This window comes from Streptomyces scopuliridis RB72, from assembly GCF_000718095.1.
GTDB classification, from domain to species: Bacteria; Actinomycetota; Actinomycetes; order Streptomycetales; family Streptomycetaceae; genus Streptomyces; species Streptomyces scopuliridis.
In genome coordinates, this window is the sequence record NZ_JOEI01000005.1 from 84,617 (window position 1) to 103,810 (window position 19,194).

Genomic DNA, 19,194 nt, shown 5'->3' on the forward strand with positions numbered 1-19,194 from the left:
CGGAGGTGAGGGTGGTCCCGGCACTGATGACCACCACCACGTACCGGGATGGGGCCGTGTCACCCCATCCCCCATGCGCCCCGCGTGCGGGGTGCCCCCGGAGGTTTGGACCATGCAGCACAGCCGTGCCCGGCGCGCCGTTCTCGGTGCGCTCGCCACACTCGCCCTTGTCCCGCTCGTGGCCTGCGGCCAAGGCGAGTCCGCGGCCTCGTCGTCTCCGTCCGCCCCAGCGTCCGCGTCCGCCACGACGACACAGTCGAGCGCGGCGACGAAGCCGTTCGCCGGCGGGTTGCATGAGCTTGAGCGCAAGTTCGACGCGCGGCTGGGCGTCTACGCCGTCGACACCGGCACCGGGCGCGAGGTGGCGTACAACGACGGCGAGCGGTTCCCCTACGCCTCCACCTTCAAGGCGCTGGCCGCCGGCGCCGTGCTGCGGAAGTACTCACTGAGCGGGATGGACCGGGTGATCACGTACTCCAAGGACGATCTGATCGCCAACTCTCCCGTGACCGAGAAGCACGTCGAGACCGGGATGACCCTGAAGGAGCTGTGTGACGCCACCGTCCGCTTCAGCGACAACACCGCGGCGAACCTGCTGTTCGACCACGCACTCGGCGGGCCCAAGGGGCTCGAAGCCGTACTCAGGGAGATCGGCGACGACGTCACCCTGATGGAACGCCGCGAGCCCGAACTCAGCCGATGGGTCCCGGGCGACACGCGGGACACGAGCACACCGCGGGCGCTGGTCGAGGATCTGCGCGCGTTCGTTCTCGGAGACGTCCTCGGCAAGGCCGAACGCGCCCAGCTCACCGAGTGGCTGCGGACCAACACCACCGGGGACGCGCTCATCAGGGCCGGAGTGCCCAAGGGCTGGGTGGTCGGCGACAAGACCGGGACCGGCAGCTACCACGGCGCCCGCAACGACATCGCCGTGGTGTGGCCCCCCGACAGCGCCCCCATCGTCATGGCGATCATGTCGAACCGCCCCGACAAGGACGCCGAACACGACGACGAACTGATCGCGGAAGCGGCCTCCGTGGTCGCCGACGCGCTGTCGTAGCGAAGACACGCGCCGGCGGTGCGGTACGGGGAACACGGCCCAGACGTTAACCGCGCGCTAACCGGCTGAGGGGCGGGCGCTGGGCACGGCGTTTCTAGCGTCGGGGAAGAGGCGGTATTCCGGCCGGCTCGTTCCGATCCCTGCGCAGAGGTGTCACCATGCGTCGTACCTTGTCCGCCGCGCTGACCGGTCTGATGGTCCTGACCGGAGCCGTGGCGTGTTCCACCTCCTCCGGCTCCGGAGCCGGTTCCGGTTCGTCATCCTCCTCGTCGGCGGCTGCCCCGGCGCCCGAGTCGAATCCGGCGGGCGACATCCCCGACAACCAGGTGTACGTGGCCTGGTCACCGTCGGGCGGCGGGTTCTCCGTGAAGGTGCCCGAGGGCTGGGCGCGCCAGGCCGCCGGGCGGGCCACGGTCTTCAGCGACAAGTTCAACAGCGTCCGCGTCGAGCCGTCGCCGGCCGCCCAGGCGCCGACCGCTCAGTCCGTGCGCTCGGTCGACCTCCCCGCCGTCGAACGGTCCGCGAAGAACGTGAAGGTGGGCAAGGTCAGCACGGTGAAGCGGCAGGGCGGCGACGCCGTACTCGCCACGTACCGCGCGGACTCGGCCCCCGACGGGGTGACCGGCAAGAGCGTCCAGCAGGACGTGGAGCGGTATGTCTTCTGGAAGAACGGCACCCAGGTCGTCCTGACCCTGTCCGGCGCCGTGGGAGCGGACAACGTGGACCCCTGGCGTACCGTCACGGACTCCTTCCGGTGGACGCGATGACCGCCTCGCTCAGCGCGGACTCCCTGTACCGGTTCTTCCGGGCGGGCGAGGAGGAGACGTTCGCGCTCCAGGGCGTCGGGCTGGAGGTGGCGAAGGGCGAGATCGTCGCGGTGACCGGGCCTTCCGGCTCGGGCAAGACGACGCTGCTGAGCTGTCTGGCCGGGCTGGACGAACCCGACGGCGGCATGGTGCGCGTGGCCGGCCGGCCGCTGTCCCACCAGCGGGAACATCTGCGCAGCCGCATCCGGGCACAACACATCGGAGTGCTGTTCCAGTCCGGCAATCTGCTGGACCACCTCACCGTCGCCGACAACGTACGGCTCGTCCAGCGGCTCTCGCACGTACCGGACCGCGGCCGGGGACAGGACCTGCTGCGGCAGATGGGGATCGACCGACGTGCGGGCGCGCTGCCCCGGCAGCTGTCCGGCGGGGAGGCCGCGCGCGCCGGTCTGGCCGTGGCTCTGGCCAACGATCCGGCCGTCGTCCTCGCGGACGAGCCCACCGGCGAGGTCGACGCGGAGACCGAGCGGCGGATTCTCACGCTGCTGCGTGAACGGGCCGCCACGGGGACGTCCATGGTGGTCGTCACCCACTCGCGGGAGGTGGCCGCCGTCGCCGACCGGGTGCTGCGGCTGCGGGACGGACGGTGGGTGGCATGACGGCGAACGGGACAGAGACGGTAACGCCCGGCGGAGAGCAGCTGGTCGTCTGCACGGACGCGGCGCGTACGTACGGTACGGGCCCCGGCGCGGTGGTCGCCGTGCACGGCGCGAGCTGCGCGGTCACCGCGGGCGCCGGGATCGCCGTGGTCGGGCCCTCCGGCTCGGGCAAGTCGACGCTGCTGCATCTGATGGCGGGTCTGGACCGGCCGACGGCCGGCCGGGTCGCGCATCCCGGTCTGCCCGAGGGGTCCCTCCCCCGGCATATCGGTGTCGTCTTCCAGGGTCCGAGTCTGCTGCCGCCGCTCACGGCGGTGGAGAACGTCGCCCTGCCGCTGCGCATCGACGGTGTGGCGCAGGCCGAGGCGGACGCGCGCGCCTTCGCGGCGCTGGAGGAGCTGGGGCTCGAAGCGCTGGCGTCGAAACTGCCGGACGAACTGTCGGCGGGCCAGGCCCAACGGGTCGCGGTGGCCCGGGTGCTGGCGCGCCGGCCGCGGCTGATCCTCGCGGACGAGCCGACCGGGCAGCTGGACCGGGAGAGCGCCGGACAGGTGATGGGGGTGCTGCTCGCGGCCGCCGCCACGCTCGGCGCGGCCGTGCTGGTCAGCACACACGACATGCGGGTGGCCGACGCGCTGCCCACCCGCTGGTCCATGGCCGACGGGCGCCTGGTGCTCCCGGACGGCACGGCCGAGGAAGACCGGGCCGAGGAAGACCGGGCCGAAGAGCGCCTGGCCGGGAAACGCCGGGCCGGGGAACGTCAGGAGCGTGAGGCACGATGATCGGAATGTGGCTCTCCGGGCTGCTGCGGGTACGCGGCGGCCGGCTCCTCGCCACCGCGTCGGGCGTCATGGTGGCCGTCGCGCTGCTGTCCCTGCTCGGCGGCTTCCTCTCCCAGACCCGCGCCACCATGACCTCCCAGTCGGTACGGACGGTGTCCGTGGACTGGCAGGTGCAGGTGGCCGACGGCGCCGATCCGAACGCGGTGCTGTCCACCGTGCGCGGACTTGACGGTACGAAGGCCGCGCTGCCGGTCGGCTACGCGGGCACGAGCGGCCTGGAGGCGCGGACGGGAGGCACCCTCCAGACCACCGGTCCCGGGTCCGTGCTCGGGCTGCCCGCCGACTACGCACGCACCTTCCCCGGCGAGATCCGCGTCCTCGCGGGACACGGCCAAGGCGTGCTGCTCGCCCAGCAGACCGCCGCCAACCTGCACGCGGCTCCCGGCGACACCATCGCGGTCAAGCGCGCCGGACTGCCCGCCGTACGGCTGCGGGTGGACGGTGTCGTGGAACTCCCGCTCGCCGACTCCCTGTTCCAGAAGGTCGGCGCTCCGCCGCAGTCCCAGCCGTCGGCCCCGCCGGACAACATCGTGCTGCTCCCCCAGCGGACCTGGCACACCGTCTTCGATCCGCTCGCGGTCCCGCGGCCCGACCTGGTACGGACGCAGATCCATACCCTGCGCGGCCACGGCCTGCCGCCCGACCCGGCCGCCGCGTACACCGCGGCCACCGGCAGCGCGCACAACGCGGAGGTACGGCTCGCCGGGGCCGGGCTGGTCGGTGACAATCTGGGCGCCGTGCTGGACGCCGCCCGCGCCGACGCCCTGTACGCGCAGCTGCTCTTCCTCTTCCTCGGCGTACCCGGCTCCGTACTGGCGGCGGCCCTGACCTGGGCGGTCGCCCAGGCCGGCGCGGGCAGGCGGCGCAAGGAGCAGGCGCTGCTGCGGACCAGGGGCGCGACGGTACGGCAGCTCGTCGGGCTCGCGGCGGTGGAGGCCGTCGTCGTCGCCGTGGCGGGGACGGCGGGCGGGCTGGCGCTGGCCGCGCTGGTGGGCCGCGTTGCGCTCCACACCGCCGGGGTGCCCCTGTCCTGGGCCCTCGCCGCGTCGGCCGTGGGGTTCGGGGTGGCGGGCGCGACCGTACTGCTGCCCGCGCGCTACGACGCACGCCGCGCGACCGTCGCGTCCGGCCGTACGGCGGTGGCGCGCCGCCCGGCGCCGCACCCCGCGTGGTGGGCGATGGCCGCCGTCCTCCTGGCCGGCTCGCTGGCGGTCTTCCGCGCGACCAGTACGACCACGTACGCCCTGGTCCTCGCACCCGAGGGCACCGCGTCCCTCTCCGTGGACTACTGGGCCTTCGCGGGACCGGCCCTGCTGTGGGCGGGCGGCGCGGTGCTGGCCTGGCTGCTGGCCGATCTGCTGCTGCGGCGCGGAAGGCCGCTGCTCCAGCGGCTGTTCCGGCCCGCGGCGGGGGCGCTGGCGGGGACGGTCGCGGCCGGTGTCTCGCGGCAGCGCGGCGCCGTGCTGCGCTCCGTCGTCCTGCTGGCCCTGGCCTGCGCGTTCGCCGCGTCGACCGCCGTGTTCAACTCCACCTACCGTCAACAGGCCGAGGTGGACGCGGTGTTGACCAATGGCGCCGATGTCACGGTCACCACCTCGACGAACGGCGCCACCGGGACCGCGGACGCGGCGAAGCTGGCCGGGGTGCCCGGCGTACAGCATGTGGAACCGGTCCAGCACCGGTTCGCGTACGTCGGCGCCGATCTCCAGGACCTGTACGGGGTCCAGCCGAAGAGCATCGTGTCGGCCGGGCGTTTGCAGGACGCCTACTTCTCCGGCGGCACCGCGAGCGGCTTGATGGACCGGCTCGCGCGGCGGCCCGACGCGCTGCTGGTGAGCGCGGAGACCGCGCACGATTTCCAGCTCCGTCCCGGGGATCAGGTCCGGCTGCGGCTGACGGACGCGCGAACGGGCGGGCCCCGGACGATCCCGTTCCATTTCGCCGGTGTCGTCAAGGAGTTCCCGACCGCGCCAAAGGACAGCTTCCTGGTCGCCAACTCCTCGTACATCGCCCGTACGACGGGCAGCGCGGCCGTCGGAACCCTGCTGGTCGACACGGGCGGCACGGCCCAGCAGTCCGTCGCGGCGCGGGCCAGGACCCTGCTCGGACCGAACGCGCATGTCACGGATCTGCCGTCGTCACGTACGGTCATCGGCTCCAGCCTGACGGCCGTCGATCTCGCCGGGCTGACCCGGGTCGAGCTGGGCTTCGCGCTGGTGATCGCGGCGGCGGCGGGCGGTCTGGTCCTGGCGCTCGGGCTCGCCGAGCGGCGGCGCACACTGGCCCTGGCGTCGGTGCTGGGGGCCAGGGGCCGTCAGCTGTCGGGGTTCGTGTGGAGCGAGGCGGCCCTGGTCGCCGTGGCGGGCGGCGCCTGCGGCGCGGTCCTGGGGTGGTCGCTGTCGCAGATGCTGGTGAAGGTGCTCTCCGGGGTCTTCGATCCGCCGCCGTCGCAGGTCGCCGTTCCCTGGGCGTATCTGCTGGCGACGGCCGCTGTCACGGTGGCCGCGCTGGCGGCGGCGGCCTGGGCGGCCGTACGTCACGCGCGGCGCCCTCCGCTCACCGAGCTACGGGAGCTGTGAGGGGCCAGTACCCCGGGGGCCGCGGGCGGCGACGCGCCGTCCGCGGCCCCCGGTCATGTCGTCACGTCAGAGCTCAACCGGGGGTCAACCGGGGGTCCCGAGCCCGGCGTCCCTGGCCAGCAGGGCTGCCTGGACGCGGTTTCCGGCGTCGAGTGCCGTCAGGATCCGGCTGATGTGCGCCTTGACGGTGCTCTCGCGCATCCCGAGCGCCGTCGCGATCTCCGCGTTGGAGCAGCCCAGCGCGAGCCGCGCCAGAACGTCCGTCTCGCGCGGTGTCAGCCGGGTGAGCTTGGCGCGCGCCGCCAGCGCCGCGGGCCGTTCGGCGTGGTGGTAACGGTCGATCAGCCGACGGGCCGCGGCGGGGTGCAGCATGCCCTGGCCGGCCGCGACCACATGGACCGCGCGGATGATCTCCAGCGGATCGGTGTCCTTGAGCAGAAAGCCGTCCGCGCCCGCGGCGAGCGCGTCGTAGACGTACTCGTCCAGGTCGAAGGTGGTCAGGGTGATCACCCGCGGCGGGGCCGGGAGCGCGCGCAGCCGCCGGGTCGCCGCGATACCGTCCATACGCGGCATCCGTATGTCGACCAGCGCGATGTCGACGCGGTGCCGGCCCGCCTGCTCGACGGCGGCCAGCCCGTCCGCCGCCTCACCGACGACGGTCAGTTCCGGGTCGGTGGTCAGCAGATCGACAAGACCGAGCCGCACCAGGGCGTCGTCGTCCGCCACCAGGACGTTGATCACGATGCGGCCTCTCGTGACGCGGCCGCCGTGGAAAGGTCGAGGGAGGCCACGGGCAGCCGGGCGGCGAGCCGCCAGCCGCCCCCGGTGGCACCCGCGTGCAGATGACCGCCCAGCGCCGCGACGCGCTCCGCCAGACCGATCAGACCGTACCCACCGGGTGTCCGTGCGCCACCCAGTTCCTCAGGGCCTCCGGACGTGGGGAAGGCTTCCCCGGCGGGCCCGTTGACCACCTCGACCGTCGTGGCGGGCGGCCCGTAATGCACACGCACGGCGACCGGCGCCGCGTACGCGTGCTTGCGCGCGTTGGTCAGGGCTTCCCGTACGAGCCGGTGCACCGCCAGGCGGTGGGAGGTGGAGGTGCTGCCCGCATCGCCGGACACCGTCGACTCGATCAGCTGTCCGGCGGCGCGTGCCTCGCCGAGCAGTTCGGCCAGATCCTGGAGCGCCGGGGCCGCCACGGCCGCCCCATGCGCTCCGGCAGCACCGGCCGTCCCGGCGGGCCGGTCCTCGGAGCGCATCGCCCCGAGCACCTCGCGCAGATCGTCCAGCGCCTGCCCGGCCGTGCTCCGCAGCAGGGCGATCCGTTCCACGGTGGCCGGGGGCATCCCCTCCCCGCGCAGCTGGAGCACCCCGGCGTGCAGCATCAGCAGGCTCAGCCGGTGGGCGAGGACATCGTGCATCTCGCGGGCGATGCGCGACCGTTCGGCCAGTCTCGCCTGTTCCGCGCGGAGTTCGCGCTCCACCCGCAGCTGTTCCACCTGGTCCGTCAGGGCCTCCAGCAACCGGCGCCTGCTGCCCAGCCACATGCCGAGCGCCAGCGCGAGACCGATGAGCACGGAATTGCCGAAGCTCGCGTTGGTCCAGTTGCTCAGCCGCCCTCCGGAGAGCGGCTGCCCCCGGGTCAGCGCGACGGCGAGCCATGGCAGCCCGGCGGTCAGGACGATCCCCAGAAACACCCACACCTCGCGCAGCCTGCCGCGCGAGGAGAAGTGGTACAGCGTCACCAGCAGCGGCAGCAGGGCGCCCAGGGCCGCCGACGCGAGCGCCACGCCCGCCGCCGCACGGGGATACCGGTGGCGGCCGAGGGCCGCGAACGAGGCGATCACCGCCACATACGGCGCGGGATCCGCGAGCGTGTCACCGGCCGACCGGTAGCCCTCCAGTACGGACATCAGGGCGAGCGCCACCGCCGACGGTGCCTCCACCCACAGCGGCATTCTGCGTCCGGGCTCGGATTTCACCCCGTCATCCTAGAGACGCGGGTACGCGGCGTACCCCCGCCGGACGGACATCGCGACCCCCGACTTTCGTCGGACACCGCCGTCGCACAACAGCCGATTCCCCGGTGCCTGCCGCTCCCTGGCGTCGCTCGTATGGCTCTTCCACCGCCCCGTACCCCGCTGGTCCGCACCTCACGGTCCGGCGGCTCACCGTCCGGTACCTCACACACCGGCATACCCCCGGCCGCCGGCGCGCGGGTCCGGCGTACCCCGGCCCGGCGGCTCGCCGACCGGGGGGCTGTTCTTCGCCGAGACACTGCGGACGTTCCGTACGACCGGCGCCGTGACGCCCAGCGGGCGCCCGCTCACCCAGGCGCTCGCCGCGCCGCTGGCGGACCGTACCGGGCGGCCCCGCGCCGTGGCCGACCTGCTCGCGCGCTATCTGACCGCGCTCAGGCCCGGGGGCCGTCTGACGTACTTCGGCTACCGCGGCACCACGCGGCTGCGTGCGGTGTTCGGCAGCTCCCGGAGCCTGGCGCGGCACAGCGGGGTCGTGCATGTGCTCGACTCCTTCCAGCGGGCGCATGCCGTCGACTGCCGCACTGTCCGGAGCAATGTGCCCCCGGCGCGCGTCTGGCAGCTGAGCGCGCCCGCGACGACGGCTGACCGCTGACCGGTACGCCGTGTACGCCGCCTATCCGTCGGCCGGAGACGCGCCATCGGCCGGAGGCGCGGCGATCAGCCAGGTGAAGCGGGGGTGCGGGCGCGGACGGGAGACGAAGAGTCGGCCGCCCTCCGCCTCGGCCAGCGAACGGGCGAGCGCGAGGCCGATGCCATGGCCCGTGGCGTCCTCCGGGCGGCGCTCGAAGAGCGGCCGGTCGTCGGCGATCCCCGGCCCCTCGTCCTCCACATCGAGGGCGAGCACACCGCCTGTGTCCCGGACGCGTACGGTCACGGTCCCCCGGCCGTGGCCGCACGCGTTGGCCAGCAGGACATCCAGGATCTGCCGGGCCGCGCGGCCCGACCCGGCGCCCTCGGGCAGGTCGTCCTCCGCCAGGACCCGCAGCCGCCGGCCCTGGGCGGCCAGCTCGCCGTGCCAGCGGCGCGCGACATCGTCGAGGAGCGGCGCGAGGTCCAGCGTGGCCCGCTCGGGGGCGTCGCGCGCCAGGATGAGCAGATCGGCCAGGGTCGTCTCCATCGATCCGAGCCGCTCCAGCGCGGAGGTCATCGCCTCGCGCGGGTCGCCGCCGTCGCCCGCTGCCAACGACGTCTCAAGATCGAGACGTACCCCCGTCAGCGCGGTGCGCAGCTGGTGCGACACATCGGCGCTGAAGGACCGTTCGCGCTGGAGGAGCTGATCGACCCGTCCCGCCGTGCGGGCCAGGGCGCTCGCGACCGCGTCGGTCTCCGGTATCCCGGACGGCTCGGCCCGCGCCCCGAGGTCTCCGCCCTCCATCCGGCGCGCCGTACCGGCCAGCGCCTCCAGCGGACGCGCCAGGCGTCTGCTGGAGCGGAGCGCGAGGACCACTCCCGTACCGACCGCGAGCCCGGCGAGCGCCAGCATGCCGCTCCAGGTCAGCGCGGTCCTGCGGAGCGGCTGCGAGGCGGGGGCGCTGACCCGGACCATGGCCCGTACCCGCTCCGCGCCTCCGACGGGGACCGCCACCACCAGGCTGTCGTTCAGGCGCTGCGAGGAGGCCCGGCCCCGTGCGGCCTCGCGCACCGGCCCGTCGCCCGCCCGGGGACCGTCGCCGAGGACGCGCCGCGCCCCGGGGTCGTAGACCGCGATACGGGTGCCGCGCTCGGCGCGGGGCAGCTCGACCGGGTCGGAACCAGGTGGCTGTACGGGCCGCGCGGGCAGGCTCACCGCGACCTGTTCGCCGAGCTGCTGCAACTCGCGTACCTCGTCCTGCTGGTAGAGCCGTAGCACCACGATGCCCAGCGGTACGGCGAACAGCAGCACCGCGCACACCACCGCCACCACGGTCGCCCTCAGGATGCGACGCCGCACGGCCCGCTCCTTCCCGCTACGGCGTGCCGCCCGGGAGCATCACGGACCGACCGGAGGACCGGGTGGTTCGAGCCGGTAGCCGAACTGCCGCAGCGTCGTGATCCGTACGAGGTCGCCCAGCTTCCGGCGCAGCGCGGCCACATGCACATCGAGGGTCTTCGTGGGGCCGAACCAGTTCTCGTCCCATACATCGCTCATCAGCTCCTCGCGGCTCACCGCCTGCCCCGCGCCGAGCGCGAGGCGTACCAGCAGGTCGAACTCCCTGGGCCTGAGCGGCACTTCGCCCCGTGCGGCGGTGGTACAGCGCCGTGCCGATCTGTCGATCACCAGCGGCCCCAGCCTGATCCGCGCAGGCCCTTCGTGTCCGCCGGGCGCGGCGCGGCGCAGATGGGCCGACACGCGCGCCTGGAGTTCGGCGAGCCGGAACGGCTTGGTGAGGTAGTCGTCGGCGCCGCACTCCAGGGCCTGGATGACGTCCATCTCGGCGGTACGGGCGGTCAGCACGACGAGGACCGCGTCCGGCGCGCGCTCGCGCAGCTGACGGCAGAGTGCGAACCCGTCGATATCGGGCAGCCCGAGGTCGATGAGGAGCAGTTCGGCGGGCCGTCGCGCGACGCTCTCCAGCGCGGATCCGCCGTCGGGGCACCACCGGGTGTCATGGCCCAGTACGCGGAGGGTGCCGATCAGCCCGGTTCCGATGGCCGGGTCGTCCTCGACGACCACGATGCGTGCCGCCATGTCACCCACTGCCTCGTGTCCGGGGGAGGGAGCGACGAGCCCCGCCGAGCCCGACGAGCCCCGCCCAGTCTTTGCCGCGCTTACGGGGCCCCTGCGCCCCGGCGACGATGGTGGACCCGCGAACCTGAACGCCACCTGAACGCGTGGTCCGCGCCGGGGCGGCCCCAGGGCAGGCATACGCCCGCCCGGTGGCGTCCGGGTAATACTGGCCCGGTGACCACCCACCGTGTCCTGGTCGTCGAGGACGACCACGGCCTGCGCGATGTACTCGCCCGAGGTCTGCGCGACGAGGACTTCGAGGTCGTGACCGCGGCCGACGGCGTCGGCGCGCTGCGCCGCGTCGATGCCCGGGTGGACGCCGTGGTGCTGGACATCGGTCTGCCCGACTCCGACGGCCGCGATGTCTGCCAGGCCATGCGCGCCGCCGGAGTCACCGCGCCTGTGGTGTTCCTCACCGCGCGCGACCAGCTCACCGACCGGCTGTCCGGGTTCTCCTCCGGCGGGGACGACTATCTCGCCAAACCCTTTCACCTGGCCGAACTGGCGGCGCGTATCCGCGCCGCCCTGCGCCGGGCCGGGCGGGACCCGTCGATCGACACGGGCGGGCTGCGGCTGGATCCGGTACGGCACGAGCTGACCGCGGGCGACGCCGCCGTGTCCCTGACACCGACCGAGTTCCGGCTGCTGGCCAGTCTCATGGCCGCTCCCGGCACGGCGGTGCGCCGCCGGGCTCTGCTGCGGGCCGGCTGGCCGGAGGGCGCCCAGGTCAGCGAGAACACCCTGGACCAGTATCTGACCCGGCTGCGGCGCAAGCTGCGCGAGGCCGGTGCCTCGCACGGCATCAGCACCGTACGGGGCATCGGCTACCGCTTCGCGGAAAGCACGGAGCCCTCGGAAAGCACGGAAAGCGCGGCAAGCACGGGTACCGCCGCAAGCACGGGAACCGCGGCGAACACGGACAGCACCGCATGAGAAGGCCCGGCGGACGCGGATGAGCGTACGGACCACCGCGCGGCGCCTGCGCGCATTCCTGCGGGGATTCCTGTCTCCCCGCACCCTGCGGGGCCGGCTCGCCCTGGTCGCCCTGATCACCAGCGCGCTGTGGGTCGCCGTCCTGACCTCCGCGTTCAACCTGGCCCTGAACGGCAGACTGCACGCGCAGGCGGACGATGTCCTGCGGACCCGGGCCGAGGCGGTCGCCGCCACGATCGAGCCCCGGCCCGACGGCCGTTTCGTGATCCACGAGCCGTCGGAGGACCAGGCCCTCGACGCCGGGGTGTGGATCTATCAGGGGCGGCACGCGATCGAGAAGCCGCCCGGCGTACCGGCGGCCCTGCAACAACGCGCCGACCGGCTGGCCGGGCAGGCCGACACGTTCGCCGAGGTCAGCGACCCGAGCGACACCCGGCTGTACGCCCTGCCGGTCAAGGACGCCGACGGTCGCGAGCAGGTGGGTACGGTCGTCACCTCCGTCGGCCTCGATCCGTACCGCAGTACGGCCGACTCGGCCCTGACGGCGTCGGTCGTGCTCGCGGTGCTGCTGCTGGGAACGGTCTATCTGCTGACGCGGCTGGCCGTACGCCGGGCGCTGCGGCCCGTGGGTCAAATGAGCGCGCAGGCCGCCCTGTGGAGCGAGGAGGGCACCGCCCGGCGCTTCGGCACCGAGGGCCGCCCGGCGGAACTCGCCTCGTTCGCGGCCAGTCTCGATGAGCTGCTCGACCGGCTCGCGGCGGTCCTGCGCCATGAGCAGCAGCAGAGCGCCGAGCTCTCCCATGAGCTGCGCACCCCGCTGGCGCGGATCACGGCGGAGACGGAGTGGCTGGTCAAGCGCCCGCGCGACGCCGCGGAGCAGCGGGTCTCGCACGAGGCGATCGCGAGCGCCGCGGCCACCATGCGGCAGATCTGCGAGAGCCTGCTCTCCGAGGCCCGCACCCGGGGCTCGCAGGTCCCGGGCCGCTGCCGGCCGCTCGATCTGGCGCGGGCGCTCGCGGAGCGTACGGCCACGGATCATCCGGACTCGCCGCCGGTGCTGGTCCGTGGCGCCCCGGCGACGGCCGGTGTCTCGGAGGCCGTGGCCGAGCGCATCCTGATGCCGCTCCTGGACAACGCCCGGCGCTATGCCGTGCGCTCCGTCGTGATCGAGTGCGCGGCGGTGCCGGGGGCGGTCGAGGTGAGTGTCGTCGACGACGGACCGGGGGTGCCGGAGTCGTTCGTGCCCTGGCTCTTCGAACCGGGCCGCCGCGCCGCTCCCGGCGACGGACACGACGGCGCGGGTCTGGGCCTGGCGCTCGCCCGCCGGCTGGCCCGTGCCGCGGGCGGCGACATCACGCTGGACACCGCCGGGGCCGGGGCCGGCTCCACGCCCGGAACCGGCCCCGGAGCGCGGTTTACCGTACGTCTTCCGGCAGGCTGAACCGGTCGCGTGCGTGCTCCCCGAAGCCGCTCCTTCCGCCGCTGTCGCCGTCACTCCCGAGCGGTGCCACATCCCTCTTGCTGCGGGTGAGATAGACGACCAGCCCGAGGATGACGGCGAGGAAGAGCAGGCTCGTACCGACCGTCCCGAGGCCGAGCCCGCCGTCCGCGCGCGCCTGGGAGAGATAGTCGCCGAGCGAGGCACCGAGCGGCCGGGTGAGGACGTACGCGATCCAGAACGACCAGACGGCGTGGAAGTCGAGTGTGAAGCGGGCGAAGGCGACCGCGGCGATCAGCACCGCGAACAGCACGGCGGACACCCAGTAGCCCAGGCCGAGGCGCTCGGCCGCGAGATCGCCCGCCGAGGTGCCGAGCGCGAAGGTGAAGAGGATCGCCAGCCAGTAGAAGGCTTCCCTCCGCCGGGTGTGGATGGTGTGGATGGACAGCGACCGCTCGCTCGCGTACCAGGCGACGAACGTCACGGCCAGCGCCAGGGCGAACATCCAGGTGGTCGTCTCCAGCGGGACGCCCAGGTTGTCGGTGAGGTTGTCGCTGACCAGCGTCCCGACGACGCTGATCAGGACGACGGACAGCCAGTACAGGGACGGCACATAGGCGCGCGCCCGGAACTGGAAGAAGAGCGCGACGGCCAGCAGCGCCCCCATCACATACGAGGTGTTGGTCAGGCCCAGGCCCAGATTGGCGTTGAGCAGGTCGGCCGCGGTCTCGCCCACGGTGGTGCAGAGGATCTTGATGACCCAGAAGTACAGGGTGACTTCGGGGACTTTGTTCCACATCTCGCGGCTTCGCGGCGCCGCTCCCGCCGCGTGCTTGTTGGTTGTCATGCACGGGAGGCTGGCAGTCCGTACCTGAACGCTTCCTGACCACTTTCCGACCGCTTCCTGAGCACGTCGGGGCGGTGCCCGCTTGCCGCGCGTCGGCGCCCGACGCAGGCTGGGGTTATGGCTGTTCCCGCGTCCGCCGCGCCCGCCACGGAGACCTACGGCGGCTGGGCCGTCGAGACCCCAGGACCGATCAGCACCGGACGGCCGCTGGTCCGGGTCAGCCGCCGCGTGCCCGTCCCCGGCCCCGGCAAACTGCTGCTGCGGGTGGAGGCGTGCGGTGTCTGCCGTACGGATCTGCATCTGACCGAGGGCGATCTCACCCCGCACCGCCCGGCGAGCATCCCCGGCCATGAGATCGTCGGCCGGGTGAGCGCCGTCGGCAAGGACGTGACGCGGTTCCGTACCGGCGACCGGGCCGGCGGGGCGTGGCTGCGCGGCACCTGCGGGACCTGCCGCTACTGCCGGGCGGGACAGGAGAACCTCTGCCCCCGGTCCCTCTACACGGGATGGGACGCGGACGGCGGCTTCGCCGAACTGGCCATTGTCCCCGAGGCGTTCGCCTACCCGCTGCCGGAGAACCAGGACGCCGCGCTGCTCGCGCCGCTCCTGTGCGCCGGGATCATCGGCTACCGTTCGCTGCGCCGCAGCGCGCTGCCGCGCGGCGGGCGTCTGGGGATCTACGGTTTCGGCGCCTCCGCCCATCTGGCCGCGCAGGTGGCGCTGGCCGAGGGCGCCACGGTCCATGTGCTGACCCGGTCGGTGCGGGCACGTGAACTCGCCATGGAGCTGGGCGCCTCCTCGGCGGGCGACGACCGGGACCGGCCGCCGGAGCCGCTGGACTCGGCGATCCTGTTCGCGCCGGTGGGTGATCTGGTGCCGGTGGCGCTGGAGGCCCTGGACCGGTCGGGCACGCTCTCGATCGCCGGAATCCATCTCTCCGACATTCCCGTGCTGAACTACGAGCGCCATCTCTTCCAGGAGCGGAATCTGCGCAGCGTCACCTCCAACACCCGCCAGGACGGGTACGACTTCCTCGCCCTGGCCGACCGCATCGGCATCCGCGTCAGCGTCAGCCGCTATCCGCTGAGCCAGGCCGACCGGGCGCTCGCCGACCTCGCGGCCGACCGGGTGAACGGCGCCGCGGTGCTCGTACCCGACTGAGGCGCGTACCCACTGACGCGCGTACCCGACTGACCCGGGTATCCGGCCGACTCACACACCGGGCAGTTCGAGCCGGCGCGTGGTGCCGGGGGCGATGACGGATTCGACCCCGTCGAGCACCACACGTACCGGACCGTCGGTCCCGTCCGGTACGGCGATCCGTACCCGCTGGGCGCGGATGCGCAGATCCACGTCCCAGTGACTGCGGTAGCGGATGCCGACCCCGAACTTCGACAGCTGGGGCAGCGGCGCCGGATCCAGCCACAGCGCGTTGTCCCGCGTCTCCAGACCGGTCAGCCCGCGCTGTACGAAGTCCAGGGTGCCCGCCATCGCGCCGAGATGGATGCCCTCCGCCGTGGTGCCGCCCTGAACGTCGGCCACGTCCCCGGCGAGCGCCTCCTCGGCGAAGGCCCACGCGTCCTCACGGCGCACCCGGGCCAGCACCCACGCGTGGACGAGGGAGCTGAGCGTGGACCCGTGGCTGGTGCGGGCGAGGTAGTAGTCGACGGTGGCCCGCCAGGAGTCGTCGTCAAGGCTGTGACCGAGCTGCCGGAAGAGTCCGGCGAGTTCCCGGGGCGAGAAGAGATAGCCGAGCATCAGCACATCGGCCTGCTTGGACGCCTGGTAGCGGTTGGCCGTGTCGCCCTCCGCCTCCAGGATCCGGTCCAGCCGCCGGATGTCGCCGTACCGCTTCCGGTACCCCTCCCAGTCGAGTTCGGCGAGGTCCCCGTATCCGGCGAACTGGCTGATGACCCCCGCGTGGTACGGCACATGGAGCCGGTGGGCGATATCGTCCCAGCCGTCCTGTTCCGACGGCGCGAGCCGGATACGGTCGAAGAGCTGGTGGCGGTGCGAGAGGGGCAGGGTCCGGCAGAGTTCGAGGGCCCGGGTCAGTACCCACGCGGCGGTGACGTTCGTATAGGCGTTGTCGTCCAGCCCCGGGACCGTGGCGTCCGGGTAGCCGTCGTGGTACTCGTCGGGACCGACGACACCGCGGATGCGGTATCGCTCCAGCGCCGGGTCCCAGACCGCGCTGCTCGCCCAGAACCGCGCGATCTGGAGCAGCGTCTCCGCGCCGTCGGTGTGCAGGAACTCCGTGTCGCCACTGGCCTGGCAGTACTGCCAGACGTTGTACGCCACCGCCGAGCCGACATGGTGCTGCAACCGGGAGTGGTCGGGCAGCCAGCGGCCCGAGCGCGGGTTGAGATGCAGTTCCTGGGTCTCCTCGCGCCCGTCGCTGCCGCTCTGCCAGGGGTACATCGCGCCCCGCCGGCCCACGCTCCGCGCCGCGTGGATCGCCGCGGGCAGCCGCCGGTGGCGGTAGCCGAGCAGGGAGCGGGAGACCTCCGGGAAGTGCAGGTTGAGGAACGGCAGGACGAACAGCTCGTCCCAGAAGACATGCCCGCGGTACGCCTCGCCGTGCAGCCCTCTGGCCGGTACGCCGACGTCCAGCCCGGCCGTGTGCGGGGAGAGCGTCTGGAGTACATGGAAGAGGTGCAGCCGGAGGATCCGGCCCGCCTCGCCGGGCACGTCCAGCGCCGCCTCCCGCCAGATGCGCTCCCAGGCGCGGTGGTGCGAGGCCAGCAGCCGGGGGAAGTCGGCGGCCCGCCGTACCTCCTGGACGGCGGTGGTCTGCGGGCCGCTGATCGCCGGGTCACGGGAGGTGTACAGCGCGACCGTCTTGTCGACGGCCACCGTCTCGTCGCGCCCGACGGGGATCGTGAGGGTCTGGACGGCCTGTCCGACGGTGAGCCGGGCATGGGGCGGGTGGGCAGGGCGGTCGGTGACGCGGGTACGCGCGGCCAGCGCGATCCGGATGTCGGAGTTGACGGTGCGGCACCGCAGCCACACCACGGTGTCGTCGCGCTCCGCGCCGGTGCGCAGATGGGTCAGATGCCGGTTCGCGAGATCGCCGTACCGCTCCACTCCCGCGTTGCGCACATCGCCGTCGAGACCCGACTCCACCTCCACTGTCCCGGCCCAGCCCTCGGCGGTGAACGAGGTGCGCTGCGCCGCGAGATGCGGCTCGCCCATGTGCACCAGCCGGCACTGCTCCACGCGCAGCCGCCGCCCGGCGTCGTCCTCGTACACCGACCAGCGGGTCAGGGTGCCGTGCCGCAGGTCCAGGCTCTGCCGGTGGGTGAGGAGGTGGGGGCCGTCGGGGGAGAGCCACGGTCCCGGTGCGGCTCCTTCGGGGCGTACGCGGTAGCGCAGCGGAAGCCAGTTGGGCAGATTGACCATGTCCTCGTTCTCGACCTGACGGCCCGCCACGGTGGAGATCAGTCGGTTGTAGACGCCCGCCGCGTAGGTGCCGGGGTAGTGCGCCGGTCCCTCGGACGTCTCCGACGCGGCGCCGCGGGTGCCGAAGTAGCCGTTGCCCAGCGTGCAGAGCGCCTCGCGCAGCCGCTCAGCTCCGGGGTCGTAGCCCTCGTAGGTCCAGGTCCAGGCGCGTGTGGTCACCCGCTTCTCCCGTTCACACTTCTCCTGTTCACGCTGCCCCGGCGTTCTTCCTCGATCAGCAGCTCCCCGGGGTCGGCGACCACCACATCGGCGCCGTGCCCGCGCAGCTCGGCCGCGCTCGTCGGGCCGGCCGTCCGGTCGACGCCGATCACCAGACCGAACCCGCCGCGCCGGCCGGCCTCGACACCGGGCAGCGCGTCTTCCACGACGGCCGTATCCCGGGGCGGGAACCCGAGACGGCGTGCGGCCTCCAGGAAGAGCGCCGGGTCGGGCTTGCCGGGCAGCCGTAGCCGGTGCGCCTCGTTGCCGTCCACCACGGTCCGCAGCAGACCGAGCACTCCGGCCGCCGTCAGCAGTTCGGTCGCGTGCCGGGACGCCGAGACGGCGGCGCACGGCACGTGCTCGGCGGTCAGCGCGTGGAGCAGACGTACGGCCCCCGGCCAGACGTCGACGCCGTGCTCGCGCAGGTGCCGGTTGAACAGCTGCTCCTTGCGTGCCTCGACGGCCCGGACGGTCGCCGTTCCCGGTCCGTCGCCGGGATCGCCGAGCGGCAGGTCGAGTCCGCGCGCCTTCAGGAACGCCACCGCGCCGTCCTCGCGGGACTTGCCGTCGACATGGCGGCGGTAGTCGTCCACCGGGTCGAAGGGCTCTCGAATGCCCGCGGCGGACAGACACGCGTCGAACGCGCCCTTCCAGGCCGCGGCGTGCACTCCGGCGGAGTCGGTGATGACCCCGTCGGTGTCGAGGACCACGGCGCGTACGGAGCGCAGACACGGCGCCAGGACCGGCGCGGCGGTCATGGCCCGGTCCGTTCGTGCCCGATCCGTTCGAGGAGGTGGCCCATGGACCCATGGCACCACGGCTGACGGTCACGGGCACGGCGGGGCGGGCGAAGAGCGCGGCCCGGAAATCGTTGGTCTCTCCCCCGGCCCGCTGATTCCCGTACGGATCAGGCCCACCGTACGGAATGGTTGAGGCGCCGTCCTTCGTGGAGCTGCTGCGCCGGGCCTACGAGGCCGAGCCGCTCGCCTCACTGTGAGGGCCGAGTCCTACGGTACGAGCCTCCAGACCCGGGGGAGCCGGGTGAAGCGGATGGTGTCGTGAGAGGTCCGCTGTCCTGTCTCGTACAGCAGGCCGACCGTCCCCGCGCCGGTCTGCACCAGGTCCGAATAGCCGGCCCGCTCCGGCGACACCGTCCACACCGGTCGCCATGACCGCCCGCCGTCGCCGCTGGCCCGCACCTGCATCCGGAGCCGCTCCATGGCGTCCGAAGGACCGGAGTACAGCAGCGGTTCGTACCCCGTCAGGCCACGGACCTGGAGCACACTGCCCTCCACCACGGGCCCCTCGATCAGTGGCTGAGGCCGGAACGGGACGGAGAGGGTCAGGCCGCCGTCCGTGCTGCGCTGTACGTACACCCGGCGGACGGATCCGGCGACCGCGCCCGCCACCACCTGCCGTTTGGTCGCGCCACCGATCGTCCGGCAGGTCACGAGCACCACATCCCCGCTGGACGGATCGATCACCGGCGCGGGGTTGCCGACGGTGTCCCTGCCTGCGTCGGCGACGACATGGAGCGGTTGCCAGGTGCACCCTCCGTCCAGCGAGCGCCGGAGCACCAGATCGATGTCGCCGTCGTCCGCGGCCGAATCGCGCCGCCCCTCGGCGAACGCGAGCAGCGCTCCGCCCGGTACCTGGG

At 73.2% G+C, this 19,194-nt stretch carries 17 protein-coding genes; 9 read left to right on the plus strand and 8 right to left on the minus strand.

Annotation, left to right across the window (positions count from 1 at the left end):
• Positions 1 to 112: 112 nt before the first annotated feature.
• The 5 genes from bla (at position 113) to IF11_RS0105810 (ending at position 5,907) form a co-directional block, all read left to right on the plus strand.
• Positions 113 to 1,060 carry a class A beta-lactamase gene (gene bla / locus IF11_RS0105790; RefSeq protein WP_030350334.1) on the plus strand — a complete coding sequence of 316 codons (948 nt, stop codon included), beginning with the start codon at positions 113 to 115 and terminating at the stop codon, positions 1,058 to 1,060.
• A gap of 158 nt (positions 1,061 to 1,218) precedes the next feature.
• Positions 1,219 to 1,827 (plus strand): hypothetical protein, encoded by a 609-nt coding sequence (locus tag IF11_RS0105795; RefSeq protein ID WP_030350335.1) that lies wholly within the window; start codon positions 1,219 to 1,221, stop codon positions 1,825 to 1,827.
• Positions 1,824 to 2,486, plus strand: a complete 663-nt coding sequence (locus IF11_RS0105800) for an ABC transporter ATP-binding protein (protein WP_030350336.1) — start codon at positions 1,824 to 1,826, stop codon at positions 2,484 to 2,486. The genes IF11_RS0105795 and IF11_RS0105800 overlap by 4 nt, the downstream gene beginning before the upstream one ends.
• Positions 2,483 to 3,268, plus strand: coding sequence for an ABC transporter ATP-binding protein (locus tag IF11_RS0105805; protein WP_063759127.1), 786 nt, complete (start codon positions 2,483 to 2,485; stop codon positions 3,266 to 3,268). Before IF11_RS0105800 ends, IF11_RS0105805 begins: the two co-directional genes overlap by 4 nt.
• Positions 3,265 to 5,907 (plus strand): FtsX-like permease family protein, encoded by a 2,643-nt coding sequence (locus IF11_RS0105810; protein ID WP_030350338.1) that lies wholly within the window; start codon positions 3,265 to 3,267, stop codon positions 5,905 to 5,907. The genes IF11_RS0105805 and IF11_RS0105810 overlap by 4 nt, the downstream gene beginning before the upstream one ends.
• An 84-nt stretch (positions 5,908 to 5,991) precedes the next feature.
• Here IF11_RS0105810 and IF11_RS0105815 read toward each other — a convergent pair whose 3' ends face one another.
• Complete coding sequence (locus IF11_RS0105815) at positions 5,992 to 6,648, minus strand: response regulator (protein ID WP_030350339.1); 657 nt, start codon at positions 6,646 to 6,648, stop codon at positions 5,992 to 5,994.
• Positions 6,645 to 7,889, minus strand: coding sequence for a sensor histidine kinase (locus IF11_RS36380; protein ID WP_240627620.1), 1,245 nt, complete (start codon positions 7,887 to 7,889; stop codon positions 6,645 to 6,647). The genes IF11_RS0105815 and IF11_RS36380 overlap by 4 nt, the downstream gene beginning before the upstream one ends.
• A gap of 322 nt (positions 7,890 to 8,211) precedes the next feature.
• Between IF11_RS36380 and IF11_RS36385 the strand changes: the two genes are divergently transcribed.
• The gene (locus IF11_RS36385) at positions 8,212 to 8,541 is read left to right on the plus strand and encodes a hypothetical protein (protein ID WP_051745538.1); all 330 of its coding nucleotides are present in this window, start codon (positions 8,212 to 8,214) and stop codon (positions 8,539 to 8,541) included.
• A 21-nt stretch (positions 8,542 to 8,562) separates the two neighbouring features.
• On the opposite strand, the gene IF11_RS0105830 is transcribed toward IF11_RS36385, so the two are convergent.
• Positions 8,563 to 9,879 carry a sensor histidine kinase gene (locus IF11_RS0105830; protein ID WP_030350342.1) on the minus strand — a complete coding sequence of 439 codons (1,317 nt, stop codon included), beginning with the start codon at positions 9,877 to 9,879 and terminating at the stop codon, positions 8,563 to 8,565.
• Between the two features lie 39 nt (positions 9,880 to 9,918).
• Complete coding sequence (locus tag IF11_RS0105835; RefSeq protein WP_030350343.1) at positions 9,919 to 10,617, minus strand: response regulator transcription factor; 699 nt, start codon at positions 10,615 to 10,617, stop codon at positions 9,919 to 9,921.
• Positions 10,618 to 10,830: 213 nt separating this feature from the next.
• Here IF11_RS0105835 and IF11_RS38530 point away from each other — a divergent pair, with 213 nt between their 5' ends.
• Positions 10,831 to 11,589 (plus strand): response regulator transcription factor, encoded by a 759-nt coding sequence (locus IF11_RS38530; RefSeq protein WP_240627621.1) that lies wholly within the window; start codon positions 10,831 to 10,833, stop codon positions 11,587 to 11,589.
• 19 nt (positions 11,590 to 11,608) lie between these two features.
• Positions 11,609 to 13,030 (plus strand): ATP-binding protein, encoded by a 1,422-nt coding sequence (locus IF11_RS0105845; RefSeq protein WP_051745540.1) that lies wholly within the window; start codon positions 11,609 to 11,611, stop codon positions 13,028 to 13,030.
• Here the strand turns inward: IF11_RS0105845 and IF11_RS0105850 are convergent.
• Entirely contained in the window at positions 13,005 to 13,874 is an 870-nt protein-coding gene (locus tag IF11_RS0105850) for a COG4705 family protein (protein ID WP_078490489.1), read from the minus strand. The genes IF11_RS0105845 and IF11_RS0105850 overlap by 26 nt on opposite strands.
• Before the next feature lie 117 nt (positions 13,875 to 13,991).
• On the opposite strand from IF11_RS0105850, the gene IF11_RS0105855 reads away from it, so the two are divergent.
• Complete coding sequence (locus tag IF11_RS0105855; RefSeq protein ID WP_051745541.1) at positions 13,992 to 15,035, plus strand: zinc-binding alcohol dehydrogenase family protein; 1,044 nt, start codon at positions 13,992 to 13,994, stop codon at positions 15,033 to 15,035.
• Between the two features lie 51 nt (positions 15,036 to 15,086).
• On the opposite strand, the gene IF11_RS0105860 is transcribed toward IF11_RS0105855, so the two are convergent.
• The 3 genes from IF11_RS0105860 to IF11_RS0105870 all read right to left on the minus strand — a co-directional run bounded on the left by IF11_RS0105860 (position 15,087) and on the right by IF11_RS0105870 (position 19,114).
• On the minus strand, positions 15,087 to 17,495 hold the full coding sequence (locus IF11_RS0105860) for a glycoside hydrolase family 65 protein (RefSeq protein ID WP_030350348.1): 2,409 nt from the start codon (positions 17,493 to 17,495) through the stop codon (positions 15,087 to 15,089).
• Positions 17,492 to 18,295, minus strand: a complete 804-nt coding sequence (locus IF11_RS0105865; protein ID WP_051745542.1) for an HAD family hydrolase — start codon at positions 18,293 to 18,295, stop codon at positions 17,492 to 17,494. Before IF11_RS0105865 ends, IF11_RS0105860 begins: the two co-directional genes overlap by 4 nt.
• Positions 18,296 to 18,544: 249 nt before the next feature.
• Positions 18,545 to 19,114, minus strand: a complete 570-nt coding sequence (locus tag IF11_RS0105870) for an exo-alpha-sialidase (protein WP_051745543.1) — start codon at positions 19,112 to 19,114, stop codon at positions 18,545 to 18,547.
• Between the last annotated feature and the right edge of the window lie 80 nt (positions 19,115 to 19,194).

Bases quoted from the DNA above. Each gene is read 5' to 3' on its own strand.
- IF11_RS0105865 (WP_051745542.1), bottom strand. From the start codon at position 18,295: ATGACCGCCGCGCCGGTCCTGGCGCCGTGTCTGCGCTCCGTACGCGCC.
- bla (WP_030350334.1), top strand. From the start codon at position 113: ATGCAGCACAGCCGTGCCCGGCGCGCCGTTCTCGGTGCGCTCGCCACA.
- IF11_RS0105810 (WP_030350338.1), top strand. From the start codon at position 3,265: ATGATCGGAATGTGGCTCTCCGGGCTGCTGCGGGTACGCGGCGGCCGG.
- IF11_RS0105855 (WP_051745541.1), top strand. From the start codon at position 13,992: ATGGCTGTTCCCGCGTCCGCCGCGCCCGCCACGGAGACCTACGGCGGC.
- IF11_RS0105805 (WP_063759127.1), top strand. From the start codon at position 2,483: ATGACGGCGAACGGGACAGAGACGGTAACGCCCGGCGGAGAGCAGCTG.
- IF11_RS0105800 (WP_030350336.1), top strand. From the start codon at position 1,824: ATGACCGCCTCGCTCAGCGCGGACTCCCTGTACCGGTTCTTCCGGGCG.
- IF11_RS0105835 (WP_030350343.1), bottom strand. From the start codon at position 10,617: ATGGCGGCACGCATCGTGGTCGTCGAGGACGACCCGGCCATCGGAACC.
- IF11_RS0105845 (WP_051745540.1), top strand. From the start codon at position 11,609: ATGAGCGTACGGACCACCGCGCGGCGCCTGCGCGCATTCCTGCGGGGA.
- IF11_RS0105795 (WP_030350335.1), top strand. From the start codon at position 1,219: ATGCGTCGTACCTTGTCCGCCGCGCTGACCGGTCTGATGGTCCTGACC.
- IF11_RS0105850 (WP_078490489.1), bottom strand. From the start codon at position 13,874: ATGACAACCAACAAGCACGCGGCGGGAGCGGCGCCGCGAAGCCGCGAG.